The following is a 13609-nucleotide window of genomic DNA, read 5'->3' as shown; positions in this document are numbered from 1 at the left end:
TCATTTTACACTTTCCCTCGGCTTTTTCTTTACTATTCACCTGCAATAACTCCAAAGGAAAAAATCGTCGTTGATTTATACTCTTTCCCCGCTTTTAAGATTGATGAACGAAAATGGGGATGATGAATAGAATCAGGTGGACCTTGTGTTTCCAAGCATACACCTAAATAATCCCTTAATTGTTCACCTCTCATTAATGTAGAGCTGCCCAAGTTATTTCCTGTATAAAGAACGACGGCAGATTCTGTCGTTTCTACTACTAGTTTGCGACCACTCTCCTCATCTGACAACACCATTATGCTAGGTTCGCTTTCTTTCAGTAAAAACGGATGATCGTAACCGTTGCCGACTAATACATTTTGAGGATGAACAGAAGCCGCTCCTTCGGCAATTTTACGACTCTCTCGAAAATCAAATACAGAATTCTCTACAGGTACTAAATTTCCAGTTGGAAGAAATTCCTCATTCAACTCCAAATACGCAGGACTATCCATCATGAGTTCATGACCCAATACATCTCTTTTCAAATTTCCACTAAGATTAAAATACGAATGATTTGTTACATTTACTAATGTATCCTTATCGGAAATTCCAGTATATGTTATAGATAGCGTATCTTTATCGTTTAGAATCGTATAAGCTACTTTCATTTCCAGGTTTCCAGGGTAACCCTCTTCCCCATCTTTGCTTAAATAAGTAAATTCGATTGTTGTTTCCTGATCTCCTTCCAACACGGTAGCATCCCATAGCGCATGACTGAATCCTTTAGGTCCTCCATGTATATGGTTGTTTTTCTCGTTCATTGTAATATTGTAGACATTCTCTCCTAAACGGAAGTATCCTCCTTTAATACGACCAGCAACCCTACCTACAACAGCTCCTAAATACTTGGCATTTTGACCGTATTCTTCTAATGTATCGAACCCCAATACTACATTTTCGTAATGTTGTCTTCGGTCAGATGCTAAAATCTCGATAATTACGCACCCATAATTCATGCAGGATACTTCAAAACCGTTTTTATTTCTTACTGTAAACAATGTAACGGGCCGATTATCTATAAATCCAAATAATTTCTCTTGCACTAACACTTCTCAATTCAGCCCTTTCCTATGTTACTTAATCTCTACGAGTTCTCCCGTTTGGATAGATTGATAACAAGCTTCTATTACCCGCATATTATTAATAGTAGAAATTCCTGTAACTTCTGGATCGCCATTCGTTTGTATTACATTGGAAAAATGCTCCACCTCTAGTCGATATAAATCTCCATATACATTTTCTTCACGGATTATATCTGCTACTTGAGTAATAACTTTTCCTACTCCACCGTTATTATCTGGTCGGAAAGCGAAAGGTACTCTGATAGTACCTTTTGTACCTATTACTTCATATTCATTTCTTCTAGTCATATCAAAACTACAGTCAAACATGGCACGTACACCACCACCCATGTTCAAATATCCAAATGTGCTCAAATCTACACCGGTTTCAGGATCTAGCTCAGCAAAGCATTGCACAGAAACTGGCTCAGAATCTAACAAATAGCGGATGGCATGAATACTATAACAACCAACGTCATAAAGGCTGCCTCCGCCCATTGCCTTGTCCATTTTTATTTTATTGACACGCGATTCTAGGAAAAAGGAATGACTAGATTTGATAAGCTTAATGTCCCCAATTTCACCTGAGGATATAATTTCTTTAACACGCTTATGCTGTGGATGTAGCTGATACATGAAGGCTTCCATGAACTTCACGTTGTTTTCTCGACATATTTCCACCATTTCCTCTGCATCTCCGGTTGTTAATGCAACTGGCTTTTCACATAGTATATGCTTTCCTTGCTTTGCGGCTTTAATTACCCATTCCTTATGCAAATTATTAGGTAGAGGGATATAAATAGCTTCAATATCCGGATCGTGCAGAAGCTCTTCATAGCTTTCATAGGCTCTAGAGATACCAAATTTAGAAGCTACTTCATACACTTGACTTCCTCGGCTTGAAATAGCAATTAACTCCGCATTACTCGCTCTGCCCATTGCGGGAATTAGCTGTTGCTGCGCGATATTTGCCGTACTTAATACTCCCCAACGAATGTTTTCCATTTAATCATTCCTTTGTTTTTAGTTTTAGTGCTATGACCCGAACGCTTTTTTATTTAATATACTCCTTTAATCGCCTCGTGGACTTGTTCCTTGTAAAATCTCTTTAGCCTCAGCATTTCCTCTTCTGTATATCCACTTACATTCATTGTCTGCAAGTTATCTTCTACTTGAGCGACTGTTTTAAAGCCAGGTATGACACATGAAATTTCATCATGTTCCAATATCCACTTTAATGCTGCGCGGGTCATATTATCTCTACCTTCTGCAATCCACTTGAGTTTACCTGCTAATTCAACGCCTTTTTCTAATCCTAATCCCGCGAAAGTTTCACCAACATTAAACGCTTCTCCACCTTGGTTAAAGTTTCGGTGATCGTCTGTTTCAAACTTGGTATCAACGTTAAATTTCCCAGTCAATAGTCCACTTGCAAGCGGAACACGAGCAATGATTCCAACTCCCTTTTCCTTGGCTTTTGGAAATAACTCATCCAACGGCTTTTGACGGAAGATGTTGAAAATTACTTGAAGACTACGAACATTAGGCTGCTCCAAGCACAGTAGTCCTTCTTCCACAGTTTCTACACTTACACCATAATAGCGAATTTTCCCTTGCTTCTTCAAACGATCCAGTACATCAAACACTTGCCCATCTTTTAAAATTTCTAGAGGCGGACAGTGAATTTGAAATAAATCAATTTGCTCTCTCCCAAGACGTCTCAGGCTATCCTCACAGTATTTCGTGACACTTTCTATGGAATACGTATTAGGATCATGAACATCACCTGCTCTGCAAAATTTCGTAGCAATATGAATATCTTCGTGCTTTCCTTTCGTTGCTTTTGCTAAAAGCTCTTCACTATGTCCATCACCATATATATCCGCAGTATCGAAAAAGTTAACCCCGTTACCGATTGCATAATCTAGTGCTCTTAATGATTCCTCATTGCTTGTTTGTCCCCACGCTCCACCAATTGCCCAAGTACCAAAGCTTATCTCACTTACTTTTAAATCGGTATTGCCTATTTGACGATAATTCAAATCTTTCATTCCTCCCTATTTGTAAATAAAGAACCCCAACTATATTTAGTTGAGGCTCTTATTAATCATCCTTACTTACGAAGTTCCAAAAGTTCTTTATTCAGATCCTTTGTTTGATTGTAAACCTGTTGATAAATAGCAAATAACTTTTTGTATTTATCCACATTAGTTTTAATAGGAGTAAACTGTTTATCCTCCTTCAAAAACTCTTCCGCACAATCTCTTAATGAATCAAACCACTCACACCCATAGGCTGCTAGCATTGCTGCTCCCATTCCTGGACCTTGTTCACTAGTCAATCTAATAATTTTCGCACCGAAAATGTCTGCTTGCATTTGAAGCCACTCATCATTTTGAGCTCCCCCGCCAATAGATACAATAGTATCTATTAACTTACCGTTTTTCCGGAAGATTTCAATCGATTCATTTAAGGAGAATGTGATTCCTTCTAAAACAGCACGAACGAAGTCCTTACGCTGATGCGAACTATCCATCCCGATGAAACTAGCACGAATTGTTGCATCTGCATGGGGGGTTCTTTCACCAACCAAATAGGGGGTAAATAACAACCCATTAGAACCTACCGGAACTGAACTTACTTCGGTCAATAATTCCTGAAACGATTCTTCACTCGCAAAAACCTCTTTAAACCAAGTCAAACTATGGCCCGCAGCAAGCGTTACTCCCATAGTATAAAAGGCATTCGATACCCCATGATTAAAATAATGAACCTTCCCATTAAAGTCTTTATCTGGAGTTGCTTCATAGGATAATATCACACCAGATGTCCCTATGCTACAAAGCGTTTTTCCATCCTCTAAAATTCCAGAGCCAATTGCACCACAAGCATTATCCGCACCACCTGCGAATACGCGAGTTGTAGTAAAAAGACCGGTAGCTTGTGTAACGTCTATAGAAATAGTACCTACTTCGTCATGAGAATCTAACAGTGGCGGACATATACTAGGGTCGATATCCAATAACTCACATATAGTTGTGCTCCATTCTTTTCTACCAACATCTAATAGTAGTGTTCCTGCAGCATCCGAATACTCCATATGCAGCTCACCTGTAAGTCTGTATCGCAAATAGTCCTTTGGAAGGACGAATGTCTTTGCCCGCTTAAATAGTTGCGGCTCATGTTCTTTCACCCATAATATCTTCGGTAGCGTAAAACCCTCTAAAGCAGGATTTTTTGTTATTTGAAGCAGTCTGTCCTCCCCAATCACATCATAGATTTGCTGACATTGAGCCGTAGTGCGCGTATCATTCCAAAGAATTGCAGGACGTAGAACCTCATTCTGTTCATCCAATAGAACAAGGCCATGCATTTGCCCCGAAAAACTCATCCCTTCAATATTCGCTGCATTACCTTTAAAATCCTTTAATAACTCCTTTAATCCTACTAATGTTTGTTCCACCCAGTGCTCAGGATTTTGTTCGCTATAACCAGTTTTTTCTTGTGTTAAAGGATAAGCTTTCGATACACTTCGAACTACTTCCCCATTTTTATCGACTAGCAATATCTTCACAGCACTAGTTCCTAAATCTACTCCAATAACATAATTCATAGCTTCAACTCTCCTACTAAATGCATTCAATTATTTATTGAATGATTGCAATAAATATTGATTGATGGTCGCCTTAATCTGCTCCAAACGACCAGAACTTTGTTTAATATCTTGAAGTCCCAAAGCATACGCTTCTAGCTTATGGAAGTCTGTTTTACCCTCTACTATATCTAATCCGATACCTTCTTTATACGTTTTATAACGGTCATCCACAACATTTTCAAGTACTTTATCATCAATTAGATTTTGTGCAACTCGTAAGCCTACTGCAAAAGCATCCATTCCAGCAATATGTGCACGGAACAGGTCTTCTGGTTCAAATGATGCTCTTCTAACTTTCGCATCAAAGTTTAAACCTCCTTTGCCTAGTCCACCGTTTTGCAAAATCTCATACATCGCAAGAGTCGTAGTCCATAAATCTGTTGGAAACTCATCTGTATCCCAGCCAAGAAGTGGGTTACCTTGGTTCGCATCAACTGAACCAAGCATATTATTAATACGTGCATAATGAAGCTCGTGTTCAAATGTGTGACCAGCAAGTGTTGCATGGTTTGCTTCGATATTAAATTTAAAATAATTTTCCAGACCATAGCTTTGTAAAAATGCATGAGCAGTTGCAACATCATAATCATATTGGTGAGTAGAAGGCTCTTTTGGTTTTGGTTCGATTAAGAATTGTGCTTCAAAGCCAATTTCTTTCGCATAGTCTACAGCCATATGATAGAAACGAGATAAGTTATCCAATTCTAGTTTCATATTTGTATTTAGTAAAGTATCGTAACCCTCACGTCCACCCCAGAATACGTAATTTTGAGCACCCAGCTCCTTACCAATTTCTAATCCTTTTTTCACTTTAGCCGCTGAGTAGGCAAAAACATCCGCATTACTTGAAGTTGCTGCACCATGAACAAAGCGAGGATGGGTAAAGTTATTAGCCGTATTCCAAAGCAATTTTGCTTTACTATTTTTCATATAATCTTTTATCATGCTAACAATTACGTCTAAGTTATGATTGCTTTCCTTTAAATTACTTCCTTCGGGAGCAATATCAATGTCATGGAAACAGAAGAACGGGACATCCATCTTTTCATAAAACTCAAATGATGCCTCTACCCGTGCTTTAGCTAAATCTAACCCGCTAAATTTGTCCCAAGGGCGGTTCATACTTCCTGCTCCGAACGGGTCCGACCCATCCATTGTAAACGTATGCCAGTATGAAACGGCATATCTCAAAATCTCTTCCATCGTTTTACCGCCAATTTTCTCCTGTGGATTATAAAATTTAAACGCATAAGGATTTTTCGAAGCGGCACCTTCAAATTTTACTTTTTCAACATTTTGGAAATAGACCATTATTATACCTCCTGAATTTTATCTCAGGCATTCCCGATGGTTTATGTCTGAGGGTAAATGATTTTATTAGTTTGTTAATCATCCGAACAAAGTTGTATTTTAGTAAATAAAAAGTGTATGCTATTAATAATTCACCAATTCTTGCAAATAAATTGAAAACAAAGGTGGTTCTCTATGAATGCTACAAGTAGTTTTATATATAATATAGTCGACTGGATTACAAAATTTGCCTACTTAAATTTGCTATGGATCTTATTTACTTTACTAGGCGGCGTGATTTTTGGATTTTTTCCTTCCACTGTTTCGATGTTTGCTATCGTAAGAGAATGGTTGAAAGGAGAAACAGATATATCGCTGTTTAGTACCTTTTGGAAACATTATCGAGATGAATTCTTTAAAAGTAATTTACTTGGAGTCTTCGTTTCCCTAGTCAGTGTCGTTATTGCATTGGATATTCTTTACATAAAATCTACAACTAATGAACTTTTAACTTGGACATACCTACCATTGTTTGCTTTTATGTTATTGTTCATCATGTTCCTATGTTATCTATTTCCATCCTTTGTACACTTCGATTTAAAATTATGGCAAGTTATAAAAAATTCCTTTTTTATCATGCTTATCAATCCGATTACAACTCTATTAATCTTTCTATGCTTGTTGCCTTTCTTCTATCTAGTAAGCCTTCTTCCAGCAATTGGATTTATATTTGGCGGAAGTATATACGCTTTTATATCGATGCGTTTTAGTCTACATGCATTTCAGAAAGTGAGTGAAAAACAGCAAGCATTAAAAGTAAGCAATGAAATATAGCTTCCCATAGAGTGAAGCTATATTTTTGTTGTCTACCTCCATTGATAACATAGGCACTTGCACTTTTCCTCTTATCCTTTTACAGCACTTGCAGAGATACCTTCAACTACTTTATTGCTAAAGAAGATAAAAGCAATAATGATTGGTAGTACACTTATAATTAGAGTCGCCCCTATCGCACCCCAATCCGTCATATATTGACCAATGAAGTTTTGAATGCCTACTGTTAACGTTTTGTATTTTTCAGAGCTTATAAACGTATTAACGAACACAAACTCATTCCAGTTATAAATCATATTAATCACTACAGTAGTTGACATTACTGGTACAGTCATCGGGAGAATAACTTGGAAAAACATTCGATTCACAGAACAACCGTCGATAACAGCCGCTTCTTCAATTTCCTTCGGTAGCGTGTAATAGAAACCAAGTAAAATCATCATCGTAATTGGTAGATTATAGGCTGTGTATGTAATAACTACTCCGAGAGGATTATCTATTAAATTGACACTTAAAAACATACTGTATAGTGGAATTAGCGCTGAATGGATAGGAATCATTAGTCCAATGATAAATAGACTAAGAACTGCGCCGCTTAGTTTCCATCTCATTCGAGTAATCGCAAAAGTAGCCATACTTGCGAAAAGAACAGTTAACACAATCGCAAGTGCCGTGATCCAAACACTATTAAAAAAGTAACCCCCTATACCTCCATCCCACACTTTTAGATAGTTTTCCCATCTGAACTGCGAAGGCAATGCAAACGGAGAACCCGCAAATATTTCTCGATTATCTTTTAATGAGAAGATGAATAACCATATTAGCGGGACGATTTGAAACAATGCTACAACCAATAGACTAAAATACAGAAAAAAGTAGCCTACACGTTTCATATACATTCCTCCTTTAATATTCTATTCTCTCTTTTGGTGTAGTTAATTTGCGAACGATAAAGGTTACGATTAATGTAATTATTAATAGAAGGAATCCAATTGCACTTCCGTAACCGAAGTTATAGCTTGAAAATGCTAACTTATACATGTAAGATGCCATTACTTCACTTGCACCATTAGGACCACCAGAAGTCATCACATATATTAGATCAAAATATTTTAATGATCCAACTATTGCTAATACGACCGTCACACTTACGACTTCCTTTATCAATGGCAACTTAATCTTCGTAGCAATTTGGAATGCAGAGGCCCCATCGATTCTTGCTGCTTCGATTAATGACTCTGGAATATTCTTTAATGCAGCATAATAAATCAAAATATAAAAGCCTGCATATTGCCACAAAATTGGGATGAAAATTGCAAATAAAACTAGAGATGGATCTGCCAGCCAAGCAGGAGGATTTTCCACTCCTATTTGCTTAAGAAACACATTTAAAATACCATTTGACGGGTTATACACTTTAATCCAAAGCTGTGCAATCGCAACGGAGGACAATAGCATCGGTATTAAATATATCTTTCTTAGTAGATCCGATCCCTTTATCTTGGATGCCAATATAAAAGATATCGTTAAATAGATCCCTAAGCTCAGTGTCGAAAATATTGCCAGCAAGAATGAATGATAGGCACTACTCCAAAACTTCATATCTTGAAGACCATTTATATAATTCTCTAATCCAATAAATGTTTTATCCCCTATTCCATCCCACTCCATTAAGCCATAGTAGCCCGAAAGAATTAGTGGAATGAATACTAATACTAGAACTAGTAAAAGTGCAGGTGAAATATATAATGCTATTAACAGTTTGTTAGACATTACCTTGTTCATAACAGTCAACTCCTTCCTCACCGGGTAGAGAAGGGCTATCCAACTGAACAGGATAACCCTCTTTTTTTCATTAAATTTCTTCCTTTACAGCTACTTGAACCAATTTCATAAAGAAGTTAATAGTAAGATTCTAATAAAGTTGATTTTTGCTCCAGGCGGACGCTTTCCGTAGGCACGGCTTCAATCAACGAAGTCTACTATATATAAATGAATATAAAACCATATAAGTAATCATATTTTATCTAAAAATAAGTAATTATGAACGTGACTCATTTATCTACTATTTTGAAAGAGCATCCTCATGAGCTTTTGCAAATTCTTCTGGAGTCATTTGTTTTCCAAATAGAGCTTGAATGGAATCTAAATGCACTTGTGCTACATCTGGACTCATTTGAACGTCTGCAAATAGTGTAATATTACTTGCTTGATTTAATTCATTCAAAATATCTATATACATCTCAGGAAGGTCTAATGAATCAGCATCCACTTTAGTAGCCGGGATTACACCAGCTTGTGTAACCGCTTTTTCTCCCCATTGTTTTACAAAGTAGGCAGCAAAATCTTTGGCTTCTTCTTTTACATCAGAATCCTCTGCTACAAATAGTCCAACTCCAGGACCTCCCACAAAGCTATCCATATCTCCTTTTCCATCAACAGTAGGGAATTTTAGATATTCAACAGAATCTCTAAATTCCTGTGGAACAGTTTCGTTTGTTGTATAGTTCGGTAAGTCCCATGTTGCGATTAAATACATTGGCACTTGCTCACTCATGAACATACTTTTTGCTTCTTCATCTGCTAATCCATTGAATCCATTAACGAATGCACCCATATCTACAAGGTCTTGAACCTTTTGCGCTGCTTCTACTAATGCTGGATCTTCAAAAGAACCTGAACGATCAATTGCCTTGTTAAGAACTTCTGCTCCACCAAGACGGTCAGCTAAATACATATACCATAGTGATCCCGTCCAAGCATCCTTGTTTCCTAAAGCGATCGGATCAATTCCATCTTCTTTAAATACTTTTACGACATTTTCTAATTCTTCAAAAGTTTTTGGTGCTTCTAAACCTTGTTCATCAAACATTGCCTTATTGTAGTACAGCGTCACAATGTTTAGCTCTAATGGTAAACCGTATGTCTTACCGTCTAATGCATACGCCTCTGCAGTTCCAGGAACAAAGCTATCACTTAGCTGTTCTTCAATGACATCATCTAATGGAGCGAACATGTTACCTCCAACATAAGGCTCTAAGAACCCTGCCGCCCAAGTCATGCCTACATCTGGAAGTTCTTTGGATGTCGATAAAACTCTTAGTTTATCTTTATATTGTTCATTGCTTAACACTTCCAGATCAACCTTGACTCCATCATGTTCTTTTTCATAATCGGCTATAATTTCATTTACAACATCGTAATGTTGTTTGGAGCTTCCTTCAGGCCATAAATGCATAAACTTAATCTCTTTGTCACCACTTGCACTTGATGATGTGTCACTTGAATCTGAACACCCAGCCAATAAATAAAACACAGAAGCAAATAGTAGAATTTTAATCATTTTGTTGATTTTCATTCTTATTTCCCCCACCCCAAATTATTTTTACAACAATATTCTGACTATTGTATGCGTTTTCATTGTAGCAAAGAAAACTATGTTAGTCTAGTGGATAAACAAAGTTTTTTTATTTCTCGTTTGTATGATAGAATAGTGAAAAAAAGAAAGAAAGAGCTGAAGTAGGATGAAACTGAGTGCCAACCAAACATGGAATCATCATGTTGTAAAAAAAGGGAACAAATCGCTAGTTCTAGATAAAATAAAATACAACTCCCCTATCTCCAGAGCATCTGTTGCAAGTCAGGTCGGTTTAAACAAAGGTACCGTATCCTCATTAGTAAATGATTTACTAGAGGAACATCTTGTCTATGAATCTGGACCAGGTGAATCCAGCGGAGGAAGAAGACCAGTGATGTTACTGTTCAATGAAAAAGCGGGTTACTCCATCGGAATAGATTTAGGAGTGAACTATTTACTCGGAGTACTAACAGACCTTAACGGAAACATTCACACAGAGAAGCAAATAACATTTAAGAATCTATCCTATGAAGAAATTGAGATTATATTATTTGAAACAATAGAATTCCTCCTCATCTCCACTCCTGAATGCCCACATGGTGTTATAGGAATTGGAGTTGGTGTACCAGGCATTGTAGATAAGGATGATAATATTCTGTTAGCACCTAATTTAAACTGGCGCAATATAAATCTCAAAGAGGTGCTAGAAGAAAGATATAATCTTCCAATCATCATAGAAAACGAAGCCAATGCCGGAGCATACGGCGAAAAAAAATTCGGTGCCGGAAAAGATTTTGAAAACGTCATCTATGTAAGTGCTGGAATTGGTATCGGTGTAGGATTAATACTCAATGGTTCTCTCTACAAAGGATCCAATGGTTTTTCGGGTGAACTGGGTCATATGACGATTCAATCAGATGGTGCTAAATGTCGATGTGGAAACGAAGGTTGCTGGGAATTATATGCTTCGGAGCAGGCACTCACTAGAAAGGCAGAAAAATTGGATATCCCATCAGATATGCAGGATTTAGAAGGATTAGTAACACTTGCAGAGAGCGGAAATAATGAGATCATTGAATTATTTGAACAAACTGGAGACTTCTTAGGTATTGGTATTAATAATATTATTAACATCTTTAATCCCCAGCAAGTTATTATCGGTAACAGATTGGCCTACTCAGAAAAATGGCTAAAAAAGCCGTTAAATAAAAGAATCGCAAACCAAGCATTATGGTTCCAACAAAATGATTTGCAAATCGATTTTTCCGAACTGTCGACAAGATCTACTGCCTTAGGGGTTGCTGCTTTTTCCATCGAAAACTTTTTGAGTGTCAGTATCCAACAAGATACATTCTTGGAATAGATACTATTTTATCCTAATTAATCGTCAAAATATTATGACTTGCCATTTTATTGAATCTAGTGTTATATGTATTGTTATATTGAAATAAATTCTATTTTAGTAATTATTAGGAGTACTATTAATTCTAAAAAGCTTAACCTCGATTTGTATTTTTTAATAGCTATATTAGGCTTTAATGGGACAAAACTAGATGCAAAGGATGATGACAATTGACAACTATACGAAATCCAATATTACCCGGTTTTAATCCAGATCCAAGTATTTGCAGAGTTGGTGAAGACTATTACATTGCCGTTTCCACTTTTGAATGGTTCCCTGGTGTTGGCATTTATCATTCCAAGGATTTAAAAAATTGGCGTTTAGCTTCTCGCCCTCTTAATCGTATTAGTCAATTGAACATGATGGGGAATCCTAACTCAGGTGGTGTTTGGGCACCCGCCTTATCCTATAGTGATGGGCAATTTTGGTTAATTTTTACGGATGTAAAAGTCACCGAGGGACAGTGGAAAGATTGTCATAACTATCTTGTCACTTGCGACACTATTGATGGCGAATGGTCGGAGCCTATCTTTTTGAACAGCTCTGGTTTTGATCCTTCCTTATATCATGATGAATCTGGGAAAAAGTACTTGGTGAATATGAAATGGGATCACCGTCTCCATCATCATAATTTTTATGGTATTGCACTTCAGGAATACGATGTGGAGAAGCAGAAATTAGTCGGGGAATCTACTATTATCTTTAAAGGTACGGATATTAAATTAGTTGAAGCTCCTCACCTTTACAAAATCAACGGCTACTATTATTTGTTAACCGCTGAAGGGGGAACGAAATATGATCATGCAGCAACTATTGCACGTTCCAAAAATTTAGAGGGGCCATACGAGGTACATCCGGATAATCCATTAATAACATCATTTCCCTATCCGCGAAACCCTTTACAAAAGTCGGGTCATGCTTCCATGGTCCAAACCCATACCAATGAGTGGTTCTTAGTTCACTTAACCGGTCGTCCACTACCAAGAGAGAACCAGCCTTTACTGGATCCCCGAGGATATTGTCCACTTGGAAGAGAGACTGCTATCCAAAGAGTTGAATGGAAAAATGACTGGCCTTATGTGGTGAATGGAAACGGACCATCGCTTGAAATTGAAGGGCCTGCAATTGAAGAAGTAGTTTGGGAAAAGGATTTCGAGGAGAAGGATGATTTTAATGGAGAACGATTAAACAATCATTTCCAATCTCTGCGTATACCACTTGGTGAACATATTGTTTCACTAAAAGATAATCCCGGTCATTTACGACTTTACGGGAAAGAATCCTTAACATCCAAGTTTACACAAGCTTTTATAGCAAGACGTTGGCAGCACTTCAACTTTACTGCAGAAACAAAAGTAGCATTTAACCCAAATACTTTCCAGCAATCAGCAGGTTTAGTTAATTATTATAATACAGAGAACTGGACAGCACTTCAGGTTTCCTGGCATGAGGAAAAAGGAAGAATTCTTGAGCTTAGTACATGTGACAACTTTACTTATGACCAGCCGCTAAAAGGTAAAGAAATCATTATTCCTGTAGAACATGAATATGTTTATTTAAAAGTTGATGTAAACACATCTATTTACGAATATTCTTATTCATTCGACAGTGAAAACTGGACACTGATCCCTATTCAACTTGCATCACATAAATTATCCGATGACTATATTCAAGGCGGTGGCTTTTTCACCGGAGCATTCGTGGGCATGCAATGTCAGGACACATCTGGTCAGAGCCTTCCAGCCGACTTTGATTATTTTATCTATAAAGAATTGGAATAACTTAAGTAATACCGTGCAAAAAGACTCCAGGTCCTTAAATTTCAAAACCTTTATCTATCGTTTCTGAAGTGCTTTGGACAGTCTTGTTACTATATTATTACCAAGTGAATTTTTTAAAGAGGCTGGTCGTGACTGACGTCACGACCAGCCTCTTTTCTTGGTAATATTATGGCGTTTGCCTGTCCG

Annotated in this window: 11 protein-coding genes; 3 read left to right on the top strand and 8 right to left on the bottom strand. The window is 37.3% G+C overall.

What is annotated here, in order from left to right:
* Positions 1-32: 32 nt before the first annotated feature.
* The 5 genes from ACN6MX_RS00555 to xylA form a co-directional block, all read right to left on the bottom strand.
* On the bottom strand, positions 33-1091 hold the full coding sequence (locus ACN6MX_RS00555) for an aldose epimerase family protein (protein WP_419960753.1): 1059 nt from the start codon (positions 1089-1091) through the stop codon (positions 33-35).
* A gap of 24 nt (positions 1092-1115) precedes the next feature.
* Entirely contained in the window at positions 1116-2108 is a 993-nt protein-coding gene (locus ACN6MX_RS00550; protein WP_419960752.1) for a Gfo/Idh/MocA family protein, read from the bottom strand.
* A 53-nt stretch (positions 2109-2161) separates the two neighbouring features.
* Positions 2162-3145, bottom strand: a complete 984-nt coding sequence (locus ACN6MX_RS00545; RefSeq protein ID WP_419962517.1) for an aldo/keto reductase — start codon at positions 3143-3145, stop codon at positions 2162-2164.
* A gap of 71 nt (positions 3146-3216) precedes the next feature.
* Positions 3217-4716, bottom strand: coding sequence for a xylulokinase (xylB, locus tag ACN6MX_RS00540; protein ID WP_419960751.1), 1500 nt, complete (start codon positions 4714-4716; stop codon positions 3217-3219).
* 30 nt (positions 4717-4746) lie between these two features.
* Positions 4747-6069, bottom strand: a complete 1323-nt coding sequence (xylA, locus tag ACN6MX_RS00535; RefSeq protein WP_419960750.1) for a xylose isomerase — start codon at positions 6067-6069, stop codon at positions 4747-4749.
* 174 nt (positions 6070-6243) lie between these two features.
* On the opposite strand from xylA, the gene ACN6MX_RS00530 reads away from it, so the two are divergent.
* On the top strand, positions 6244-6882 hold the full coding sequence (locus tag ACN6MX_RS00530; protein ID WP_419960749.1) for a YesL family protein: 639 nt from the start codon (positions 6244-6246) through the stop codon (positions 6880-6882).
* Positions 6883-6953: 71 nt separating this feature from the next.
* On the opposite strand, the gene ACN6MX_RS00525 is transcribed toward ACN6MX_RS00530, so the two are convergent.
* The 3 genes from ACN6MX_RS00525 to ACN6MX_RS00515 all read right to left on the bottom strand — a co-directional run bounded on the left by ACN6MX_RS00525 (position 6954) and on the right by ACN6MX_RS00515 (position 10240).
* Positions 6954-7775: a carbohydrate ABC transporter permease gene (locus tag ACN6MX_RS00525; protein WP_419960748.1), complete on the bottom strand. Its 822-nt coding sequence runs from the start codon at positions 7773-7775 to the stop codon at positions 6954-6956.
* A gap of 13 nt (positions 7776-7788) precedes the next feature.
* Positions 7789-8667, bottom strand: a complete 879-nt coding sequence (locus tag ACN6MX_RS00520; RefSeq protein WP_090565012.1) for a carbohydrate ABC transporter permease — start codon at positions 8665-8667, stop codon at positions 7789-7791.
* Positions 8668-8947: 280 nt separating this feature from the next.
* Positions 8948-10240, bottom strand: coding sequence for an extracellular solute-binding protein (locus ACN6MX_RS00515; protein ID WP_419960747.1), 1293 nt, complete (start codon positions 10238-10240; stop codon positions 8948-8950).
* Positions 10241-10412: 172 nt separating this feature from the next.
* On the opposite strand from ACN6MX_RS00515, the gene ACN6MX_RS00510 reads away from it, so the two are divergent.
* Together ACN6MX_RS00510 and ACN6MX_RS00505 are read left to right on the top strand one after the other, a co-directional pair.
* The gene (locus ACN6MX_RS00510; protein ID WP_419962516.1) at positions 10413-11603 is read left to right on the top strand and encodes an ROK family protein; all 1191 of its coding nucleotides are present in this window, start codon (positions 10413-10415) and stop codon (positions 11601-11603) included.
* Positions 11604-11812: 209 nt separating this feature from the next.
* Complete coding sequence (locus tag ACN6MX_RS00505) at positions 11813-13423, top strand: glycoside hydrolase family 43 protein (protein WP_419960746.1); 1611 nt, start codon at positions 11813-11815, stop codon at positions 13421-13423.
* The last annotated feature ends 186 nt before the right edge of the window (positions 13424-13609 follow it).

Origin of the sequence: Psychrobacillus sp. BM2, assembly GCF_048572895.1 — a bacterium.
Lineage (GTDB): Bacteria > Bacillota > Bacilli > Bacillales_A > Planococcaceae > Psychrobacillus.
The sequence above is the reverse complement of the archived record's forward strand: the minus strand, read 5'-3'. Positions and strand labels throughout refer to the sequence as shown.